At 61.6% G+C, this 22203-nt stretch carries 17 protein-coding genes; 9 read left to right on the plus strand and 8 right to left on the minus strand.

Annotation, left to right across the window (positions count from 1 at the left end; genetic code table 11):
* Positions 1-63: 63 nt before the first annotated feature.
* The 6 genes from lepA to pdxJ all read left to right on the plus strand — a co-directional run bounded on the left by lepA (position 64) and on the right by pdxJ (position 6142).
* Complete coding sequence (gene lepA / locus NE357_RS05060) at positions 64-1860, plus strand: translation elongation factor 4 (protein ID WP_085608162.1); 1797 nt, start codon at positions 64-66, stop codon at positions 1858-1860.
* A 9-nt stretch (positions 1861-1869) separates the two neighbouring features.
* Complete coding sequence (gene lepB, locus NE357_RS05065) at positions 1870-2724, plus strand: signal peptidase I (protein ID WP_169428981.1); 855 nt, start codon at positions 1870-1872, stop codon at positions 2722-2724.
* Between the two features lie 181 nt (positions 2725-2905).
* Complete coding sequence (gene rnc / locus NE357_RS05070; protein WP_169428982.1) at positions 2906-3595, plus strand: ribonuclease III; 690 nt, start codon at positions 2906-2908, stop codon at positions 3593-3595.
* Positions 3588-4490: a GTPase Era gene (gene era, locus NE357_RS05075; RefSeq protein ID WP_011332590.1), complete on the plus strand. Its 903-nt coding sequence runs from the start codon at positions 3588-3590 to the stop codon at positions 4488-4490. Before rnc ends, era begins: the two co-directional genes overlap by 8 nt.
* Before the next feature lie 171 nt (positions 4491-4661).
* On the plus strand, positions 4662-5351 hold the full coding sequence (gene recO / locus NE357_RS05080; protein WP_169428983.1) for a DNA repair protein RecO: 690 nt from the start codon (positions 4662-4664) through the stop codon (positions 5349-5351).
* Positions 5352-5398: 47 nt separating this feature from the next.
* Positions 5399-6142, plus strand: a complete 744-nt coding sequence (gene pdxJ, locus NE357_RS05085) for a pyridoxine 5'-phosphate synthase (RefSeq protein ID WP_169428984.1) — start codon at positions 5399-5401, stop codon at positions 6140-6142.
* Between the two features lie 33 nt (positions 6143-6175).
* Here the strand turns inward: pdxJ and mltF are convergent, their stop codons facing one another.
* Positions 6176-7636, minus strand: coding sequence for a membrane-bound lytic murein transglycosylase MltF (mltF, locus tag NE357_RS05090; protein ID WP_169428985.1), 1461 nt, complete (start codon positions 7634-7636; stop codon positions 6176-6178).
* 285 nt (positions 7637-7921) lie between these two features.
* On the opposite strand from mltF, the gene purL reads away from it, so the two are divergent.
* A complete protein-coding gene (purL, locus tag NE357_RS05095; protein WP_169428986.1) occupies positions 7922-11818 on the plus strand; it encodes a phosphoribosylformylglycinamidine synthase in 3897 nt (1298 codons plus the stop codon).
* A gap of 5 nt (positions 11819-11823) precedes the next feature.
* Complete coding sequence (locus NE357_RS05100; protein WP_169428987.1) at positions 11824-12135, plus strand: Nif3-like dinuclear metal center hexameric protein; 312 nt, start codon at positions 11824-11826, stop codon at positions 12133-12135.
* Between the two features lie 652 nt (positions 12136-12787).
* On the opposite strand, the gene nagE is transcribed toward NE357_RS05100, so the two are convergent.
* From nagE to NE357_RS05135, 7 genes are all read right to left on the minus strand, one after another.
* Entirely contained in the window at positions 12788-14503 is a 1716-nt protein-coding gene (nagE, locus tag NE357_RS05105) for an N-acetylglucosamine-specific PTS transporter subunit IIBC (RefSeq protein WP_169428988.1), read from the minus strand.
* 23 nt (positions 14504-14526) lie between these two features.
* Positions 14527-17040: a phosphoenolpyruvate--protein phosphotransferase gene (ptsP, locus tag NE357_RS05110; RefSeq protein ID WP_169428989.1), complete on the minus strand. Its 2514-nt coding sequence runs from the start codon at positions 17038-17040 to the stop codon at positions 14527-14529.
* Positions 17041-17076: 36 nt separating this feature from the next.
* Positions 17077-18087, minus strand: a complete 1011-nt coding sequence (locus NE357_RS05115; protein WP_169432597.1) for an SIS domain-containing protein — start codon at positions 18085-18087, stop codon at positions 17077-17079.
* On the minus strand, positions 18080-19186 hold the full coding sequence (nagA, locus tag NE357_RS05120; RefSeq protein ID WP_169428990.1) for an N-acetylglucosamine-6-phosphate deacetylase: 1107 nt from the start codon (positions 19184-19186) through the stop codon (positions 18080-18082). Before nagA ends, NE357_RS05115 begins: the two co-directional genes overlap by 8 nt.
* A gap of 30 nt (positions 19187-19216) precedes the next feature.
* Positions 19217-19948, minus strand: a complete 732-nt coding sequence (locus tag NE357_RS05125) for a GntR family transcriptional regulator (RefSeq protein WP_007954613.1) — start codon at positions 19946-19948, stop codon at positions 19217-19219.
* A 330-nt stretch (positions 19949-20278) separates the two neighbouring features.
* On the minus strand, positions 20279-20794 hold the full coding sequence (locus NE357_RS05130) for a L,D-transpeptidase family protein (protein WP_169428992.1): 516 nt from the start codon (positions 20792-20794) through the stop codon (positions 20279-20281).
* Positions 20795-20895: 101 nt separating this feature from the next.
* On the minus strand, positions 20896-21447 hold the full coding sequence (locus NE357_RS05135) for an NUDIX hydrolase (RefSeq protein WP_169428993.1): 552 nt from the start codon (positions 21445-21447) through the stop codon (positions 20896-20898).
* A gap of 147 nt (positions 21448-21594) precedes the next feature.
* On the opposite strand from NE357_RS05135, the gene NE357_RS05140 reads away from it, so the two are divergent.
* A complete protein-coding gene (locus NE357_RS05140; protein ID WP_169428994.1) occupies positions 21595-22194 on the plus strand; it encodes a CoA pyrophosphatase in 600 nt (199 codons plus the stop codon).
* The last annotated feature ends 9 nt before the right edge of the window (positions 22195-22203 follow it).

Genomic DNA, 22203 nt, shown 5'->3' on the forward strand with positions numbered 1-22203 from the left:
TCAGGTACAATTCCCGGCTATTTTTCGGCGGGCCAAGCCTGCAGCCTTTTTGAGTGTTGATCCGTGAGTGATTTGAGTCATATCCGCAATTTCTCCATCATCGCCCACATTGACCATGGCAAGTCGACGCTGGCTGACCGTTTCATCCAGATGTGCGGTGGTCTGGCCGAGCGTGAAATGGAAGCCCAGGTACTGGATTCCATGGATCTGGAGCGCGAACGCGGGATCACCATCAAGGCCCACAGCGTTACCCTCTATTACAAAGCCAAAGACGGCGTTACCTACCAGCTGAACTTCATTGACACCCCGGGTCACGTCGACTTTACCTATGAAGTCAGCCGTTCCCTGGCCGCGTGTGAAGGTGCCTTGCTGGTGGTTGACGCCGGTCAGGGCGTAGAAGCCCAGTCCGTGGCCAACTGCTACACCGCCATCGAGCAGGGCCTGGAGGTCATGCCGGTCCTGAACAAGATCGACCTGCCGCAGGCCGAGCCTGACCGCGTCAAGGACGAGATCGAGAAGATCATCGGCATCGATGCCACCGACGCCGTCACCTGCAGCGCCAAGACCGGCCTGGGTGTCGACGAAGTGCTTGAGCGTCTGGTCGCAACCATTCCTGCGCCGACCGGCAACATTGAAGATCCGCTGCAAGCGTTGATCATCGACTCCTGGTTCGACAACTACCTGGGCGTTGTCTCTCTGGTGCGCGTGCGTCATGGCCGCGTGAAAAAGGGCGACAAGATCCTGGTGAAGTCCACCGGCAAGGTGCACCTGGTCGACAGCGTCGGCGTGTTCAACCCGAAACACACCGCCACCGCGGACCTGAAGGCCGGCGAAGTGGGCTTCATCATCGCCAGCATCAAGGATATTCACGGTGCGCCGGTCGGTGACACCCTGACCCTGAGCTCCACCCCGGATGTCCCGGTGCTGCCAGGTTTCAAACGCATTCAGCCACAGGTTTATGCCGGCCTGTTCCCGGTCAGCTCCGACGACTTCGAGGATTTTCGCGAAGCACTGCAGAAACTGACCCTGAACGACTCGTCGCTGCAATACACCCCGGAAAGCTCCGACGCACTGGGCTTCGGCTTCCGTTGCGGCTTCCTCGGCATGCTGCACATGGAGATCATCCAGGAGCGCCTGGAGCGTGAATACGACCTGGACCTGATCACCACGGCGCCGACCGTAATCTTCGAACTGGTGCTGAAAACCGGTGAAACGATTTACGTCGACAACCCGTCGAAGCTTCCGGACGTGTCCGCGATCGAAGACATGCGCGAGCCAATCGTGCGTGCCAACATCCTGGTACCGCAGGAGCACCTGGGTAACGTCATCACCCTGTGCATCGAAAAACGCGGTGTTCAGGTCGACATGCTGTTCCTTGGCAACCAGGTCCAGGTGACCTATGACCTGCCGATGAACGAAGTGGTCCTGGACTTCTTCGACCGTCTGAAATCCACCAGCCGCGGCTATGCTTCGCTGGACTACCATTTCGATCGTTACCAATCGGCTAATCTGGTGAAACTGGACGTGCTGATCAACGGCGACAAGGTCGATGCCCTGGCGTTGATCGTGCACCGTGACAACTCGCACTTCAAAGGTCGCCAGCTGACCGAGAAGATGAAAGAACTGATTCCTCGTCAGATGTTCGACGTGGCGATCCAGGCTGCCATTGGCGGTCAGATCGTTGCCCGGACAACCGTCAAGGCGCTCAGAAAGAACGTATTGGCCAAATGCTACGGCGGTGACGTCAGTCGTAAGAAGAAACTGCTCGAGAAGCAAAAGGCCGGTAAGAAACGCATGAAGCAGGTCGGCAACGTGGAAATTCCACAAGAAGCCTTCCTTGCTGTGCTCAGGTTGGAATAGTCAGGTCCTATGTCACTAAATTTCCCGCTGTTGCTGGTTATCGCCGTGTTCGTCTGCGGCCTGTTGGCGTTGCTCGATCTGTTGATCCTGGCACCGCGTCGGCGCGCCGCCATCGCTTCCTATCAGGGCAGCGTCAGCCAGCCGGATGTGCTGGTGGTGGAGAAACTGAACAAGGAACCGCTGCTGGTCGAATACGGCAAGTCGTTCTTTCCGGTGCTGTTCATTGTGCTGGTGCTGCGTTCGTTCCTGGTGGAACCGTTCCAGATTCCATCCGGCTCGATGAAACCGACCCTGGACGTCGGCGACTTCATTCTGGTGAACAAGTTTTCTTACGGGATCCGTCTGCCGGTGATCGACAGGAAAATCATCGAAGTCGGTGATCCGCAACGCGGCGATGTGATGGTGTTCCGCTACCCGAGCGACCCGAACGTCAACTACATCAAGCGCGTGGTCGGTCTGCCGGGCGACACGGTGCGTTACACCGCCGACAAGCGTCTGTTCGTCAATGGCGAGTCGATTGCCGAGCAACTGGTCGGCTCCGAGCCGGGCACTCTCGGCAGTGCGGAACTCTACAAGGAAAAACTCGGCGCCGCCGAGCACCTGATCCGCAAGGAAATGAGCCGCTACCGCGCCACGCCGGACCACACCTGGACCGTGCCGGCCGGGCACTACTTCATGATGGGCGACAACCGCGACAACTCGAACGACAGTCGCTACTGGGATGATCCGAACATTCCCAAGGATCTGCTGGGCATGGTTCCCGACCAGAACATCGTCGGCAAGGCCTTTGCGGTCTGGATGAGCTGGCCGGAACCGAAACTCAGCCACCTGCCGAATTTCTCGCGGGTCGGCCTGATCAAGTAAACAATCACGGCGCTGTTGACCACAGCGCCGAATGCATTTCTGGTGTCGGCACAATCGATCCAGGGCATGAAGCCACGATATTCAGGACGTCATTTTTGAACACAGCGTTAATTGTCCCAGGCCTGCGCCGCATCCCGGCGATGGCAGTGGAATCCAGCCACGAACTCAGCGTGGGTAAACCGTGAGCGTTTCTTTAAGCCGTCTCGAGCGCCAGCTCGGTTACACCTTCAAGGACCAGGAACTGATGGTCCTGGCCCTCACGCACCGCAGCTTTGCCGGACGCAACAACGAGCGTCTGGAGTTTCTCGGCGATGCGATCCTCAACTTCGTTGCCGGTGAAGCCCTGTTCGACCGCTTCCCGCTGGCCCGTGAAGGTCAGTTGTCGCGTTTGCGTGCGCGTCTGGTGAAAGGCGAGACTTTGGCCGTGCTGGCCCGTGGTTTCGATTTGGGCGAATACCTGCGCCTGGGCTCGGGTGAGTTGAAAAGCGGCGGTTTCCGTCGCGAATCGATTCTGGCCGATGCCCTGGAAGCACTGATCGGCGCGATCTACCTCGATGCCGGTATGGAAGTCGCCCGCGAGCGCGTCCTGGCCTGGCTGGCTGGCGAGTTCGAAGGCCTGACGCTGGTCGATACCAACAAGGATCCGAAGACCCGACTGCAGGAATTCCTGCAATCGCGCGGTTGTGAGCTGCCACGCTACGAAGTCGTGGATATCCAGGGCGAACCGCACTGCCGTACCTTCTTCGTCGAGTGCGAAGTTGTCCTTTTGAATGAAAAAAGCCGGGGTCAGGGTGTGAGCCGTCGCATTGCCGAACAGGTAGCGGCCGCCGCAGCACTGATTGCCCTGGGTGTGGAGAATGGCAATGACTGATACAAACGCAACTCGCTGTGGCTACGTTGCCATCGTCGGCCGTCCGAACGTGGGCAAGTCCACGCTGCTGAACCACATCCTCGGCCAGAAGCTCGCGATCACCTCGCGCAAGCCGCAGACCACCCGTCACAACATGCTCGGGATCAAGACCGAGGGCGACGTGCAAGCGATCTACGTCGACACCCCCGGCATGCACAAGGGCGGCGAAAAGGCCCTGAACCGCTACATGAACAAGACGGCTTCGGCGGCGTTGAAAGACGTTGACGTGGTGATCTTCGTGGTCGACCGCACCAAGTGGACCGAAGAAGACCAGATGGTCCTGGAACGCGTGCAGTACGTGACCGGTCCGCTGATCGTCGCGCTGAACAAGACCGATCGCATCGAGGACAAGGCCGAGCTGATGCCGCACCTGTCCTGGTTGCAGGAACAGCTGCCGAATGCGCAGATCATTCCGATCTCGGCGCAACAGGGTCACAACCTCGACGCGCTGGAAAAGGTCATCGCCGACCATCTGCCGGAGAACGATCACTTCTTCCCGGAAGACCAGATCACCGACCGCAGCAGCCGCTTCCTCGCCGCCGAACTGGTACGCGAGAAGATCATGCGCCAGCTCGGCGCCGAGCTGCCGTACCAGATCACCGTGGAAATCGAAGAATTCAAGCAGCAGGGTGCGACGCTGCACATCCATGCGCTGATCCTCGTCGAGCGTGACGGCCAGAAGAAAATCATCATTGGTGACAAGGGCGAGCGCATCAAGCGCATCGGCACCGAGGCGCGCAAGGACATGGAGCTGCTGTTCGACTCCAAGATCATGCTCAACCTGTGGGTCAAGGTGAAGGGCGGCTGGTCCGACGACGAGCGTGCGCTGCGTTCGCTGGGTTACGGCGACCTGTAAAAATCTCGGTTTTCTGATACGCCAGAAAACCCCTGTGGGAGCGGGCTTGCTCGCGAATGCGCAGTGTCAGTCGGCCTATACTTTGACTGATTCACCGCATTCGCGAGCAAGCCCGCTCCCGCATTTGGTTTTGGGTTGTTTACAAAACTGCGTTTCTTCATCGAGAACTCAATGTCGCAAACCCCGCCTCCCGCCCAACCCGCCTACGTCCTGCACTCCCGCGCCTATCGCGAAACCAGCGCCTTGGTGGATTTCCTCACGCCGCAAGGTCGGCTGCGGGCGGTGTTGCGCAGCGCGCGGGGCAAGGCCGGGACACTGGCGCGGCCATTCGTGCCGCTGGAAGTGGAATTGCGCGGCAAAGGTGAGTTGAAGAATGTCGGGCGCATGGAGAGTATTGGAAACGCGACATGGATGGTCGGCGAGGCATTGTTCAGCGGTCTCTATCTCAACGAGTTGCTGATACGCCTGCTGCCAGCCGAAGACCCGCATCCTGCGGTATTCGATCATTACGCTGCCACCTTGCTGGCTTTGGCTGAAGGCCGGCCACTGGAGCCTCTGCTGCGTTCCTTCGAATGGCGTCTGCTCGACGACCTCGGTTATGGCTTCTCCCTGAACACCGACATCAACGACGAGCCCCTTGCTGCGGACGGTCTCTATCGCTTGCAGGTGGATGCCGGACTCGAGCGGGTCTACCTGCTGCAACCCGGCCTGTTCAACGGCACCGAGCTGCTGGCCATGGCTGAAGCGGACTGGTCGGCACCGGGCGCACTGTCTGCCGCCAAGCGTCTGATGCGACAAGCGCTGGCCGTGCATTTGGGCGGTCGTCCCCTTGTCAGTCGCGAGCTGTTTCGCAAGCCCTGATCTCACCGTATGCTGTGCGCCGAATCTTTCCCTTCAGGAGCGCATCCGTGACCACCAGCAATCGCATTCTTCTTGGCGTGAACATCGACCACGTCGCCACCCTGCGTCAGGCCCGTGGCACGCGCTACCCGGATCCGGTCAAGGCTGCGCTGGACGCGGAAGAGGCGGGCGCCGACGGCATCACCGTGCACCTGCGTGAGGACCGTCGCCACATTCAGGAGCGCGATGTGCTGCTGCTCAAGGATGTGCTGCAAACCCGCATGAACTTCGAAATGGGCGTCACCGAAGAAATGATGGTGTTTGCCGAGCGTATTCGTCCGGCCCATATCTGTCTGGTGCCGGAGACGCGTCAGGAACTGACCACCGAAGGCGGTCTGGACGTGGCGGGGCAGGAGGAGCGGATCAAGGCAGCGGTGGAGCGTCTGTCGAAGATCGGCAGCGAAGTATCGCTGTTCATCGATGCTGACGAGCGGCAGATCGCTGCCTCTAAACGTGTGGGTGCGCCGGCCATCGAGCTGCACACCGGGCGTTATGCCGATGCCGAGACGCCGACCGAAGTGGCCCAGGAGCTGAAGCGCGTGGCGGATGGCGTGGCATTCGGTCTGGCCCAGGGCCTGATCGTCAATGCCGGTCACGGTCTGCACTATCACAACGTTGAAGCCGTGGCGGCGATCAAGGGCATCAACGAACTGAACATCGGTCACGCGCTGGTGGCGCATGCGTTGTTCGTCGGCTTCAAGTCGGCAGTGTCGGAGATGAAGGCGTTGATCCTGGCGGCGGCAAAGGTCTGAACATCTACACAAGATAATGTGGGCGGGGGTGGACTACAGCGGCGGGTTTTCCTGCGCCGGTTTGGATTTGTCGATCCCCGGCACATGCAGATTGCCTTCGGCGACCTGATCGCCCTCAAGCTGCGGCTGGGTCACCCAGGTCAGGATGTCGTAGTAGCGGCGGATGTTCGCCACGAAATGCACCGGTTCGCCGCCCCGGGCGTAGCCGTAGCGGGTCTTGCTGTACCACTGCTTCTGCGACAGGCGCGGCAGCATCTTCTTCACATCCAGCCACTTGTCCGGATTCAGGCCTTCCCGGGACGCCAGTTTGCGCGCGTCATCCAAGTGACCGCTGCCCACGTTGTAGGCAGCCAGTGCAAACCACGTACGATCCGGTTCCTGGATCGAGTCATCCAGTTGATCCTTCATGTAGGCCAGGTACTTGGCGCCGCCCATGATGCTCTGCTTCGGATCGAGGCGGTTGGACACACCCATGGCCTGTGCAGTGTTCTGGGTCAGCATCATCAGGCCGCGCACGCCGGTCTTCGAAGTGACGGCCGGTTGCCACAGCGATTCCTGATAACCGATGGCCGCGAGCAGGCGCCAGTCGACTTTCTCTTTCTTGGCGTAGGTCTTGAAGTGCTGTTCGTACTTGGGCAGGCGCTGCTGCAAATGCTGGGCGAAGGTCGTGGCGCCCATGTAGCCGAGGACGTCGACGTGGCCGTAGTAGCGGTCTTTCAGGCGTTGCAGGGTGCCGTTTTTCTGCACCTTGTCCAGATAACTGTTGATCTCGTTGAGCAGGCTGTTGTCTTCGCCAGAGGCCACCGCCCAGCTCTGGCTGCGCGCATCGCCAAGGTCGAAGGCGACGCGGATGTTGGTGAAGTAAACCTGGTTCATCGCCACTTCGTTGGAATCGACCAGAGTCAGGTCGATCTGGCCCTCATCGACCATGCGCAGCAGGTCGACCACTTCAACGGCGTCGGACTCTTCGTATTCAATCCCGGGATATTTCTGTTTCAGCTCGGCGAGCTGTTCGGCGTGGGTGCTGCCCTTGAGCACCATGATTTTCTTGCCGACCAGCTCACTGGCGTCGGTCGGCCGCGACTGGCCGTTGCGATAGATGATCTGCGGGGTGACTTCGAGGTAGGAATGGGAGAACCGTACCTGTTTCTTGCGCTGTTCGCTGCTGACCAGGCCAGCGGCGGCCAGCACCGGGCCGTTGGGTTTGCCGATCTGATCGAACAGGTCGTCGAGGTTGTCGGCGGTCTCGATTTTGAGTTCCACCCCCAAATCGTCGGCGAAGCGCTTCACCAGCTCGTATTCGAAGCCGGTCTCGCCGCTGCGATCCTGAAAGTAGGTGGCGGGGCTGTTACGGGTGATCACCCGCAGCACACCATCCTCCTTTACGCGCTCGAGGGTGTTGGGTTTATCAACACAGCCACTGAGCATCAGGAAGAGTCCGGTAGCGATCAGCCATTTGGCGTACCGCGGACGCAAAGCCGTTGGGGAAAACATGTGCGCAGTATACGCAAAGCGCAACGGGCGCCATATCTCGACAGTGGAGGGGTTGTCTGCTAGCGATCGAAAAAGCACCCGCAACCCCACAGGAACGGGGCCGCAGAGCGTTTTGTGACAGAAAAAATAAGCTGCCTTTGCGCAAGCTCGAAATCTGACTTCAGAGGCAGAAACACAGATTGAGGTCCGAGTGCAACCGTGCGTAGCGTTTCGGGTGATGTTGAGGTCGGTTTAGGCTAGAATGCACGGCCTCAAAGCACACCCCTTCCCGAGGCTGTCCCGAAGATGTTGATCCTGCGCGGCGCTCCTGCCCTTTCTGCCTTTCGCCACAGCAAACTCCTTGAGCAACTGAGCCAGAAGGTTCCAGCTGTCAGTGGCCTGTATGCTGAATTCGCTCACTTCGCCGAAGTCACCGGCGTCCTGACCGGCGACGAACAGCAGGTGCTTGCGCGCCTTCTGAAGTACGGTCCAAGCGTTCCGGTTCAAGAGCCGAGCGGTCGTCTGTTCCTGGTGTTGCCACGTTTCGGCACCATCTCGCCATGGTCGAGCAAGGCCAGCGACATCGCCCGCAACTGCGGCCTGAGCAAGATCCAGCGCCTGGAGCGCGGCATCGCGTTTTATGTGGCCGGTCAGTTCAGCGAAACCGAAGCGCAGCAGATCGCCGACGTACTGCATGACCGCATGACCCAGATCGTTCTGGGCAACCTCGAACAGGCTGCCGGTCTGTTCAGCCACGCCGAGCCGAAGCCGCTGACCGCCATCGACATCCTCGGCGGTGGTCGCGCTGCGCTGGAGAAGGCCAACGTCGAGCTGGGCCTGGCCCTGGCCGAAGACGAGATCGACTATCTGGTCAACGCCTTCAACGGTCTCAAGCGCAACCCGCACGACATCGAACTGATGATGTTCGCCCAGGCCAACTCCGAGCACTGCCGCCACAAGATCTTCAACGCCAGTTGGGATATTGACGGCGAGAGCCAGGAAAAAAGCCTGTTCGGCATGATCAAGAACACCTATCAGATGCACAGCGAAGGCGTGCTGTCCGCTTACAAGGACAACGCTTCGGTGATCGTCGGCAACGTCGCCGGCCGCTTCTTCCCGGATCCGGAAACCCGCCAGTACGGCGCGGTGCAGGAGCCGGTGCACATCCTGATGAAGGTCGAAACCCACAACCACCCGACCGCGATCGCTCCGTTCCCGGGCGCGTCCACCGGTTCCGGTGGCGAGATCCGCGACGAAGGCGCAACCGGCCGTGGCGCCAAACCGAAAGCCGGCCTGACCGGTTTCACCGTGTCGAACCTGCAGATCCCTGGCTTCGAACAGCCTTGGGAAGTGCCGTACGGCAAGCCCGAGCGCATCGTCAACGCGCTGGACATCATGATCGAAGGCCCGCTGGGCGGCGCCGCGTTCAACAACGAGTTCGGTCGTCCGGCCCTGACCGGTTACTTCCGTACCTTCGAACAATCGATCAGCACCCCGCATGGTGATGAAGTTCGTGGTTACCACAAGCCGATCATGCTCGCTGGCGGCATGGGCAACATCCGTGAAGAACACGTCAAGAAAGGCGAGATCGTCGTCGGCTCCAAGCTGATCGTGCTCGGTGGCCCGGCAATGCTGATCGGTCTGGGCGGCGGCGCTGCTTCCTCCATGGCCACCGGCACCAGCTCGGCGGATCTGGACTTCGCTTCCGTTCAGCGTGAAAACCCTGAAATGGAACGTCGCTGCCAGGAAGTCATCGACCGTTGCTGGCAACTGGGCGACAAGAACCCGATCAGCTTCATCCACGACGTGGGGGCGGGCGGTCTGTCCAACGCCTTCCCGGAACTGGTCAACGACGGCGACCGCGGTGGCCGTTTCGAACTGCGCAACATTCCAAACGACGAGCCGGGCATGGCCCCGCACGAAATCTGGTCCAACGAATCCCAGGAGCGTTACGTTCTGGCCGTCGGCCCGGCCGACTTCGAGCGCTTCAAGGCGATCTGCGAACGTGAGCGTTGCCCGTTCGCCGTTGTCGGTGAAGCGACCGCCGAACCGCAACTGACCGTGACTGACAGCCACTTCGGCAACAACCCGGTGGACATGCCACTGGAAGTGTTGCTGGGCAAGGCGCCGCGCATGCACCGTTCGGTGGTTCGCGAAGCCGAGCTGGGCGATGACTTCGATCCGTCGAACCTCGACATCGGCGAAAGCATCGAACGCGTTCTGCACCACCCGGCCGTGGCAAGCAAAAGCTTCCTGATCACCATCGGCGACCGCACCATCACAGGCCTCGTGGCCCGTGACCAGATGGTCGGCCCTTGGCAGGTTCCGGTGGCCGACGTGGCCGTCACCGCCACCAGCTTCGACGTCTACACCGGTGAAGCGATGGCGATGGGCGAGCGCACTCCGCTGGCGCTGCTGGACGCTCCGGCGTCGGGCCGCATGGCCATCGGCGAAACCCTGACCAACATCGCCGCCTCGCGCATCAACAAGCTCTCCGACATCAAACTGTCGGCGAACTGGATGTCCGCTGCCGGCCACCCGGGTGAAGACGCGCGCCTGTACGACACCGTGAAAGCGGTCGGCATGGAACTGTGCCCCGAGCTGGGCCTGACCATTCCGGTGGGCAAGGACTCCATGTCCATGGCCACCCGCTGGAACGACAACGGCGAAGACAAGACCGTCACCTCGCCGATGTCCCTGATCGTGACCGGTTTCGCGCCAGTGGCTGACATCCGTCAGACCCTGACCCCGGAACTGCGCATGGACAAGGGCACCACCGATCTGATCCTGATCGACCTCGGTCGCGGCCAGAACCGCATGGGCGCCTCGATCCTGGCCCAGGTTCACGGCAAGCTCGGCAAGCAGGCGCCGGACGTCGACGACGCCGAAGACCTGAAAGCGTTCTTCGCGGTGATCCAGGGCCTCAACGCCGATGGTCACCTGCTGGCGTACCACGACCGTTCCGACGGTGGTCTGCTGACCTCCGTGGTGGAAATGGCCTTCGCCGGCCACTGTGGTCTGAGCCTGAACCTGGACAGCGTTGCCGAAAGCTCCGCTGAAATCGCCGCGATCCTGTTCAACGAAGAACTGGGTGCGGTGATCCAGGTTCGTCAGGACGCCACCCCGGACATCCTCGCGCAATTCAGCGCGGCCGGTCTGGGCGACTGCGTTTCCGTGATCGGTCAGCCGATCAACAACGGCCAGATCAACATCACCTTCAACGGTGACACCGTGTTCGAAGGCCAGCGTCGTCTGCTGCAACGCCAGTGGGCCGAGACCAGCTACCAGATCCAGCGTCTGCGCGACAACGCCGACTGCGCCGAGCAAGAGTTCGATGCGCTGCTGGAGGAAGACAACCCGGGCCTGAGCGTCAAGCTGAGCTACGACGTCAACCAGGACATCGCCGCGCCTTACATCAAGAAAGGCATCCGCCCACAGGTTGCCGTGCTGCGTGAGCAGGGCGTCAACGGTCAGGTGGAGATGGCGGCCGCATTCGACCGCGCCGGTTTCAATGCGATCGACGTGCACATGAGCGACATTCTGGCCGGCCGTGTCGACCTGAACGAGTTCAAAGGTCTGGTGGCCTGCGGTGGTTTCTCCTACGGCGACGTTCTCGGCGCCGGTGAAGGCTGGGCCAAGTCCGCACTGTTCAACAGCCGTGCCCGCGATGCGTTCCAGGGCTTCTTCGAGCGTAACGACAGCTTCACGCTCGGCGTGTGCAACGGTTGCCAGATGATGTCCAACCTGCACGAGCTGATCCCGGGCAGCGAGTTCTGGCCGCACTTCGTGCGCAACCGCTCCGAGCAGTTCGAGGCGCGCGTGGCGATGGTGCAGATCCAGGAGTCGAACTCGATCTTCCTGCAGGGCATGGCCGGTTCGCGCATGCCGATCGCCATCGCTCACGGTGAAGGCCATGCCGAATTCGAAAGCGAAGAGGCACTGCTTGAAGCCGATCTGTCCGGTTGTGTGGCGATGCGATTCGTCGACAACCACGGCAAGGTCACCGAAGCCTACCCGGCCAACCCGAACGGTTCGCCGCGCGGGATCACCGGCCTCACCAGCCGCGACGGTCGCGTGACAATCATGATGCCGCACCCGGAGCGTGTTTTCCGTGCCGTGCAGAACTCGTGGCGTTCGGAAGACTGGAACGAAGACGCTCCTTGGATGCGCATGTTCCGTAATGCTCGTGTGTGGGTGAACTAAGGGCTGTGTACAAGCTCGCGTTTTTTGTTCCCGACAGTCATGTCGAGGTGGTCAAGGACGCTCTATTCGCTGCCGGTGGTGGGCGGATCGGTGACTATGACCACTGTGCGTGGCAGGTGCTTGGTACGGGTCAGTTTCGGCCTCTGGACGGTAGTCAGCCGTTCATTGGCGAGGCGGGGCGGGTTGAGCGGGTCGAGGAGTGGAAGGTCGAGCTTGTTGTTGGCGATGAGTTGATTCGTGGGGTGGTGGCGGCTTTGAAGGCTAGCCATCCTTACGAGACGCCGGCTTATGAGGTTTGGCGGCTGGAGGATTTTTGATCTTCCTTGGCTGCTGAAACGGGAAACCCGCTGAGAGTGATTTCAGCGGGTTTTTTGGTTTTTGGGGTTGGGTGAATATCCGTTTCTTCGGGTGTTGCGGCTTATGGTTCCGCCCTTACGGCGGGTCACTTTTGACAAACGCCTCAAAAGTAACCAAAAAGGCTTGCCCCTGCGTTCGGCACCTCGCTGTGGCTCGGTGTTCCTTCGTTCCGGGATTCATCCGGGGGGCATCGCCTACGGTTTGCTTCGCTGCACCTCCTCTCGATGCATGCGGCTGCGCCGCACGGTCGCTGCGCTCCCACCCCCGGATAAATCCCTCCACTCAGCCTGCCGATGGGGCCGGCACGTCAAAAGCTTTACTCGAGCTAACGCTCATCGTGTTGAGTGGTGGGGAGCGAAAGCAGAAGCGGAAGTTGAAGCAGGAGCAGGAGCAGGAGCAGAAGAAGGGGAGGAAGCAAAGGAGGCAGAGGAAGCACGAGTCGAGTTGCATGTGTTTCAAACCCGAGTTCACCTCGGTTTTTCACGTCGGCGTACCTCTCCCAAACAACGCGGTCAGTCTCCTCTCCCTCCGGGAGAGGGTTAGGGTGAGGGGAATTCTGCGACCGTACAAAGATGCATCGAATCCCCCCCACCCATCGATTCAGAGGTCACCCTAAACCTTTGCACTCACCTCACTCCGATTGACCAACCCCTCAATCGCCGCACTCAGACTCTGCGCCCGCTCACCCACCAGCAAGTGCCACACGCCATCTTCCAGCGCGCTCACGCCCAGACATCCAAGCTCTTTCAACCGGCTTTCCGAGAGCGCCTTGCCATCGGCCAGTTGCAGGCGAATCCGGCTCATGGCGATGCAGTCGAGTTGCAGCACATTGTCGCTGCCGCCCAGAGCGCTCAACCATTGTTGAGCTTGCGGTGCGGTGACTGCGACGGGCTCGCTGGGTTCGACGACGGCGACAGGAGCCGTCACTGCGGCTCGGCCCAACGCCGGCATCGCCAGTCGAATCTCATCGGCAATGCTGTCGGCCATCGGCCCCACAACAACCTGCAAACTGCCGCCCTTGCCCGGGCGCACAACCGCCATAGCGCCCAGTGCTTTCAAGTCCGCATCGGAGGCCTTGTTGCGATCGACCATTTCCAGTCGCAGACGCGTAGTGCACGCGCCGACGGTGAGCAGATTTTCCGCGCCGCCGAGTGCCTTGATGTAAGCGCTGGCGCGTTCGTTTTCGGTCAGGACCGCTTTGTCGGCGGTGGCGACGTCTTCGCGTCCCGGGGTTTTCAGGTTGAAGCGGCGGATACAGAAATCGAACACCGCGTAGTAGATGACGGCATACGCCAGGCCCACCGGCACGACGAGCCAGCCGTTGGTGGAACGTCCCCAACCCAGCACCATGTCGATGAAGCCTCCAGAGAAGGTGAAGCCCAAGTGGATGTTCAATGCGTTGGTGATTGCCATCGACAGTCCGGTCAGCAGCGCATGCACCAGATACAGCAGCGGTGCGAGGAACATGAAGGCAAATTCGATCGGTTCGGTCACCCCGGTGAGGAACGCCGTCAGCGCCATCGACAGGAAGATCCCGCCCATGACTTTGCGGCGCTCCGGCAGGGCGTTGCGGTACATCGCCAGGCAGGCGGCGGGGAGGCCGAAGATCATGACCGGGAACATGCCGGTCATGAACTGGCCGCCTTTCGGGTCGCCGGCGAAGTAGCGGGACAGGTCACCGGTCACCAGCGCGCCGGTGGTCGGGTCGGTGAAGTTGCCGAACACGAACCACGCCATGTTGTTGAGGATGTGGTGCAGGCCGGTGACGATCAGCAGGCGGTTGAACACGCCGAAGACGAACGCGCCGAAGCTGCCGCTTTCCATCAGCAGGGTGCCGAAGCTGTTGATGCCGTGCTGGATCGGCGGCCAGATGTAACCGAACAGTACGCCCAGGCCGACCGCGCTGAAACCGGTGACGATGGGGACGAAGCGCCGGCCGCCGAAGAATGCCAGGTACTCCGGCAGCTTGATGTCTTTGAAGCGGTTGTACAGCGCGCCGGCCATCAGGCCGCTGACGATCCCGGCGAGCATGCCCATGTTGATGGTCGAATCGAGCACCTTGAGGGTGGAGATCATCACCAGGTAACCGATCACCCCGGCGAGGCCGGCGGTGCCGTTGTTGTCCTTGGCGAAACCGACGGCGATGCCGATGGCGAAGATCATCGCCAGGTTGGCGAAGATCACCTGACCGGCGTCGTGGATGATCGCGATGTTCAGCAGGTCGGTGTCGCCCAGGCGCAGCAGCAGGCCGGCGATCGGCAGGATCGCGATCGGCAGCATCAGTGCCCGGCCGAGGCGTTGCAGGCCTTCGATGAAGAGTTGGTACATGGCGTTTGTCCTTGTTGTTTTTGTTAGCGCAGAGGCCAATGTTGATGACAGGCATGACGCACCGCAGCGGCGCTGCTCAGCTTGAGCAAGTCCCGGGCGAGGCGTTGGCATTCGGCTTCGTGCAGCTGGCGCACGCGATCCTTGATTTCGCCGATCTGTACCGGGCTCACCGACAGTTCGGTCACGCCCAGGCCGATCAACACCGGCGTCGCCAGCGGATCCGAGGCGAGGGCGCCGCACACGCCGACCCAGCGTTTATGCACCGCCGCGCCTTCGCAAGTCATGGCGATCAGGCGCAGCAGCGCCGGGTGCAAGGCATCGACCCGTGCGGCGAGGCCGGCGTGGTCGCGGTCCATGGCCAGGGTGTATTGCGACAGATCGTTGGTGCCGATGGACAGGAAGTCGGCGTGCTCGGCCAGTTGTTCGGCTTGTAGCGCGGCGGCCGGGACTTCGATCATCACGCCGATTTCCGGACGTTGGCTGATGCCCAGTTCCAGGCACAGCGCATCGACCCGTTGGCGGATGTGCAGCAGTTCGTCCACTTCGGTGACCATCGGCAGCAGGATCCGGCAGCGCTGCAACGGGCTGACCTGCAGCAGGGCGCGCAGTTGCTGGTCGAGGATTTCCGGGCGTGCCTGGGCCAGGCGAATGCCGCGCAGGCCGAGCACCGGGTTGGCCTCCACGGGCAGCGGCAGGTAATCGAGTTGTTTGTCGCCGCCGACGTCGATGGTGCGGATGATCACCGACTTGTCGCCCATCGCATCGATCACGGCTTGATAGGCGGCGCGTTGCTCTTCGACATCCGGCGCGGTGTTGCGATCGACGAACAGAAATTCGGTGCGCAACAGGCCGACGCCGTCAGCGCCGTTGGCAAATGCATCCGCCGCTTCGTGGCTGGAGGCGACGTTGGCGACCACTTCGATGGCCACGCCGTTGCGGGTTTCCGCCGGCAGATGGGCCTGGGCTTGCTGGGCGTTGCGTCGTTGTTGGCGGTCGATCTGCGCCTGCCGGACTTCGGCCAGACGCTCGGCATTCGGCGTCAGTTCGAGGCGGCCACCGTCGGCATCGAGCACCACCGATTGACCTTGCGCCTGATCGAGCAGCGCCGAGCCCAGTGCGACCATGCACGGCAGGCCTTTGCCCCGGGCCAGAATCGCCACGTGGGAAGTCGCGCCACCCTCGGCCATGCACAAGCCGGCGACGCCTTGTGCGCTCAGTTGCAACAGGTCCGAGGGCGTCAGTTCGTGAGCGGCGACGATGGCGCCGGCCGGCACGTCGTAATGCCAGGCTTCACCAAGCAGGGCGCGCAGCACCCGTTGTTTCAAGTCGCGCAGATCGTTGGCGCGCTCGGCCAGCAGCGGGCTGCCGGTATTTTGCAGCACTTCGCATTGCGCATCGATGGACTGGCTCCAGGCGTGGGTCGCCGCCGTGCCGGTTTCAATCGATTGCCGGGCGGCGTCGAGCAGGGCCGGGTCTTCCAGCAACGCGAGGTGCGCAGCAAAGATCGCTTCTTCGTCGGCATTGCGCTGTTTTTTCGCCTGGGCGAGGGTGCTGTCGATTTCGCTGCGAACCTGATTCAGCGCCGTGTCGAGGATCTGCAATTGTTGTTCGGGCTGATGATTGCCAGCGTCCGCCGGCAGGTTGATCGCGTTCAAGCGAAACAGCGGCCCGCCCACCAGACCCGGTGCGGCGCAAACACCGTACAACACGCCAGCCTCGACCGGACGATTGCGTGGGGCGGCAGCAATCGGTGCGGCGGCGTGATGATCCTCCGGCAGGGCGGTGGCCAGTGCAGTGAGCAAGGCCTGCAACGCAGCCTGTGCGTCCGGACCCTGGCAACTGACCTGCACTTCGTCCTGTTCGCCAATTGCCAGGCCCATCAAACCGATGAGGCTGTTGCACGGCGCCGACTTGCCGGCGAAATGCAGCTGCGACTGGCTCTTGAACCCTTGCGCGGTCTGGCGGATTAACGCCGCCGGGCGTGCATGCAGACCGCCGCGATGGGCGACCTGCACGTGACCGTGAACTTGCGGGCCGCCGAGTTCTTCTGTATTTGCCGCGGCATTGTGACGAGCGACGATGTGCAGCAGCGGCTCGCCCACCTTCACCGTTTTCAGGGTGATGGGGCGCGCCTGGAAATCCTGGCTGTTGGTCAGGATCAGCAGGCTGACCAGGCTTTTGCACTGGCGGCCGACCTTGTCCAGGTCATAGCGCAGCAGCGGCTGGCCATTGCTGACCCGCGCGCCTTCCTTGACCAGCATCGAGAAGCCTTCACCCTGCAACTCCACCGTGTCCAGGCCCAGGTGCAGCAACAACTCGGCGCCGTTGTCGGCGCGCACGGTCAGTGCATGCCCGGTGCGGGCGACGTGGATCACCACACCGGCGCAGGGCGAGTACAACGTGTCGTTCAGCGGATCGATGGCAATGCCGTCGCCCATGGCGCCGCTGGCGAACACCGCGTCCGGGACTTTGGCGAGCGTGAGCACCGGGCCGCTGAGCGGGGCGCTTAAAGTCAGCTCTTTATTGTTGTTGTGCATGGCTCGGTCTCATCAGGAAAAACGTTCGGTTCGCACTCAGTGCGTACGGGTGACTTTGCTCAGGTGGCGCGGCTGATCCGGGTCCATGCCACGGGCCACGGCCAGGTTGGCGGCCATCACGTAGAAACTCTGGATCGCCAGGATCGGGTCGAGAGCCGGGTGTTCGGCACGGCTCAGGGTCAGGTCGCGTTCGAGCACATCGTCCGGCGCCGCCAGCAATACACGGGCACCACGCTGACGCATTTCCGCCGCCAGGCTCAGCAGACCGGCCTGCTCGGCGCCGCGCGGGGCGAACACCAGCAAAGGGTAGTTTTCGTCGATCAGCGCCATGGGGCCGTGACGGACTTCGGCGCTGCTGAACGCTTCGGCCTGGATCGCCGAGGTTTCCTTGAATTTCAGCGCGGCTTCCTGGGCGATGGCAAAACCGGCGCCACGGCCGATCACCATCAACCGCTCGCAATTGCGCAGGGCGTCGATGGCCGGGCTCCAGTCCTGTTTCGCAGCATCACGCAAGCCTTCAGGCAGGGCGTTATGCGCTTCCAGCAATTCGCTGTCTTCTTTCCAGTGGGCGATCAGACGGGCGCTGGCGCTGAGGGTGGCGATGAAACTCTTGGTCGCGGCGACGCTGCTTTCGGTACCGGCCAGCAATGGCAGGCTGAATTCACACGCGGCTTCCAGCGGCGAATCGGCGGCGTTGACCATCGACACGCTCAAGGCGCCGCGTTTGCGCAGCAGGCGCAGGCTGTTGACCAGATCCGGGCTCTGGCCCGACTGGGAAAACGCGAACGCGACCTGACCGCTGACCTTCAGCGGCGCCTGTTGCATGGTCACCACCGACATCGGCAGCGACGCCACCGGAATGCCTAGTTGCTGCATGGTCAGGTAGGCGAAGTAGCTCGCCGCGTGATCGGAGCTGCCACGGGCAACGGTCATCGCCACTTGTGGCGGCTGACGGCGCAGGCGCCCGGCGATCTCGATCATCGAGCCATCGAGCTGTTGCAGTTGGGCTTGCACGGCCTCGAACGAGGACAGCGCCTCCTCAAGCATTTTTGAAGTCAATGTCTTCTCCTTCGACCATGACGGCGGTCAGTGTGAGTGAGCGATCCAGCCGCACGCAGTCGGCCCAGGCGCCGGGTTGCAGGCGCCCGCGTTCGGTGATGCCGAGGTAGTCGGCGGGGAATTGCGAAAGACGTTGCGAGGCCTCGGCGATCGGCAGGCCGATCTTCACCAGATTGCGCAAAGCCTGATCCATGGTCAGGGTGCTGCCGGCCAGCGTGCCGTCCGGCAGGCGCACACCACCCAGGCATTTGGTGACGGTATGGCTGCCGAGCTTGTACTCGCCATCGGGCATGCCGGCGGCGGCGGTCGAGTCGGTGACGCAGTACAGGCACGGAATCGAGCGCAGGGCCACGCGGATCGCGCCGGGGTGCACATGCAGCAGATCCGGGATCAGCTCGGCGAATTTGGCGTGGGCCAGCGCCGCGCCGACGATGCCCGGCTCGCGGTGATGCAGCGGGCTCATGGCGTTGTACAAATGGGTGAAACTGGTGGCGCCGGCTTCGAGGGCGGCGACGCCTTCCTCGTAACTGCCGAGGGTGTGGCCGATCTGCATGCGGATGCCACGGCCGCTCAGTTCACGAATCAAGCCATCGTGGCCGGCGATTTCCGGGGCAATGGTGATCACCCGGATCGGCGCCAGTGCCAGATAGTCTTCGACTTCGGCCATCAGCGCGGTGTGGGCGAAGTTCGGCTGGGCGCCGAGTTTGCCGGGATTGATGTACGGGCCTTCGAGGTGAACCCCGAGAACTCGGGCGGCGCCTTTCGGACGCTGCTCGCAGAACTCGCCGACATCCTTGAGCACGCTGGCAATCTCGGCACTCGGCGCGGTCATGGTGGTGGCCAGCAGCGAGGTGGTGCCGAAGCGCACGTGGGTCTTGGTGATGGTCGCGAAGGCGCTGGCGCCTTCCATGATGTCTTTGCCGCCACCGCCGTGAACGTGCAGGTCGATGAAACCCGGCAGCAGGTAAGGCAGGTCGTTATCCGCCGGATCGCACGGCACGCCTTCGATGGACACGACTCTGCCGTGTTCGTGGATCAGCCGGCCGCGAACCCAGCCGTCAGCGGTGAGGATGTTGTCTTCGGACATTTCGCTTCTCTCGTTTGGCCTGGCTGCTGATCAGCGGCGAAGCTCTGCAACAAAGTCGTAGTAGTCGTTGCGGCAATAGGTGTCGGTGACTTCGATCGGCGTGTTGTCTTCCAGGTAGCCGACCCGGGTCATCAGCAGCATCGCGGTGCCGGGGGCGATGCCGACCAGCGCGGCAAACTCGTCCGAGGCGTTGATGGCTTGAATGTGCTGCAAGGCGCGCACGATCGGTTTACCGATGCTGTCGAGGTGTTCGTAGAGGGAATCGCCCACCACTTGTGGCTTGGGCATGATCGAGGCGGGCAGGGTGCTCATCTCGATGGCCATCACCGTGTCGTCGGCTTTGCGCAGGCGTTTCATGCGCGCAACCTTGTCGTTCGGCGACAGACCGAGGCGAATCAGTTCTTCGTGGGTTGGCAGGGTGATTTCCCGCTCAAGCCATTGCGAGCTGGGCACGAAGCCCTTGAGACGGAGCATTTCGCTGAAACCCGACAGGCGCGACAGCGGTTGTTCAAGGCGTGGGGTGATGAAGGTGCCGGAACCTTGCAGGCGGCGGATCAAACCTTGATCGAGCAGAACCTCCAGTGCCTTGCGCGCGGTGACTCGGGAAATCCCCAGCATTTCGCTGAGATTGCGCTCCGACGGCATCGCCTGTTCGGCTTTCCACTGGCCGGCGTGGATCGCCGCTTCCAGATTGCGCGCCAGTTGCAGGTACAGCGGCGTCGGCTGGGAGTCGTCGGGACGTAGGGCGTGGAGGTCGTTCATGTAAGGCATTTCCGGCGCTGATATAGGATTGTTGTCGCTCGGTTGTCGGGCGAAAACTAATACCACTTGAATACCATGTCAACGCGGCGGAAAGTCCTGTAGTCCTTTGGAATCGGGTGTTTGAGGGCGGGTGGTTTCAAGTGGTATTAGAGATGGGCTCTGGAAAGCAAAAGATCGCAGTCTGCGGCAGTTCTGGCCGGTGAAAGTGGTATCACCGTTCAGACGTTGTCGCAGGCTGCGATCTTTTTCATTTATTTTTTGCGGGCGACCAGTGGTCAGGGGAAAGGGCCGCGTCGCGGCCACGAGAGAGCAGGTGACCAGGTTACAGAATCACGGGCGGATTTCGACCATCGTGCCGTCCGGCACCAGGTTCCACACTTCGCGCATGTCGACATTGCGCATGGCGACACAGCCATCAGTCCAGTCCAGTGTGTGGAACAGGTCTTCAGGTGTTTCTTCCGAATCCGGCGTGCCGTGGATCATGATCATCCCGCCAGGTTCGACGCCTTCCCGGCGGGCGCGGGCGGAGTCGGAAATGTTCGGGTAGGAAATGTGCATCGACAGATTGAATTTGTCGCTGGTCTTGCGCCAGTCGATCCAATAGAAGCCTTCAGGTGTGCGTTTGTCGCCTTCAATCAGTTTCGGACCTTTCTTTGCGCCCTTGCCCAGAGAAATGCGATAGGTCTTGATGGGCTTGCCGTCGGCGATCAACTGCAGTTGATGAGCCGATTTGAGCACCAGTACTTTTTCGATCAATGGTGTATTGGAGGGTGTCACGGTGGTCACGAAAGACGCTTGCGATACCGAAACGAACGACAGGCAGAACAGGGCAAGCAACCAGCGCATTGAAACGATTCCCCAGGAATGAAGCCGATACTTTATTTATAGATGTCATGCAGACGCTGTTGCAGCCCCGCGCTTTGTGTATCGGCCGGGCGCCGGCGAGATCAAGTGATGACTGGCTTGGCGAGCGGCGGAGTCGACTCGGAGCGAACCGGGTAGACCTCGGCACGGCGGTCAGCGAAGAAGCATTCTAAGGTACGCCCCACCGTGCGGAAAGCCAGCTCGTTCCATGGAATCTGCGCTTCGTCGAACAGTTGTACTTCGAGGCTCTCGGGGCCGGCGGCAAAATCCAGGTCTGCAAGCTCGGCGCGGAAGAACACATGCACCTGACTGATATGTGGCACATCGATCAGGGTGTAGATGCTCAGGTTGCGCACCCGGGCGCAGGCTTCCTCGGCGGTTTCCCGGATGGCGGCCTGCTCGATGGTCTCGCCGTTCTCCATGAAGCCGGCGGGCAGGGTCCAGTAGCCGAGGCGCGGTTCGATGGCGCGGCGGCAGAGCAGAACCTTGCTGCCCCAGGTCGCCACACACCCGGCCACGATATTGGGGTTCTGGTAGTGAATGGTCTGACAGCTGTCGCAGACAAATCGCAGCCGCGAATCGCCTTCGGGAATGCGCTGGGTCACCGGGTTGCCGCACTGGCTGCAAAATTTCATGCTGGGGTTCCTGAATGCTGCGCCTATCTTGGCGTGCAGCGGTGGCTGTCGGCAAGTTGTCGTTTCGCGACATGACGCCTGTCCGGGGCTTGGGCGGTCGCAATGATTGGTGCATGATGCAGGGTAAGGCACAGATCGAGAACACTTATGCTGGACGAGCTACTGCACCGGGTAAGCAATCACACGCCGCGCACGCTGGAGACCGACACGCGTTTCCCCGAGGCCGCCGTCCTGGTGCCGATTACTCGCAGTGACGAACCGGAGCTTGTCCTGACCTTGCGCGCCAGCGGGCTCTCGACCCACGGTGGCGAAGTCGCCTTTCCCGGTGGCAGACGAGACCCGGAAGACCCCGATCTGATCTTCACCGCCCTGCGTGAAGCCGAAGAGGAAATCGGCCTGCCGCCCGGCCTGGTCGAAGTGATTGGCCCGCTCAGTCCGCTGATCTCCCTGCATGGCATCAAGGTCACGCCGTATGTCGGGGTGATTCCCGATTTCGTCGAATACCTGGCCAACGATGCCGAGATCGCAGCGGTGTTCAGCGTGCCGCTGGAATTCTTCCGCAAGGATCCGCGCGAACACACCCACCGCATCGACTATCAGGGTCGCAGTTGGTACGTGCCGAGCTATCGTTACGGCGAATACAAGATCTGGGGGCTGACGGCGATCATGATCGTCGAGTTGATCAACCTGCTCTATGACGCCAGAATCAGCCTGCACCAGCCGCCCAAAAGCTTTACCAATACCTGAAGCCATCGC

This window comes from Pseudomonas sp. G7(2022) (assembly GCF_052660475.1).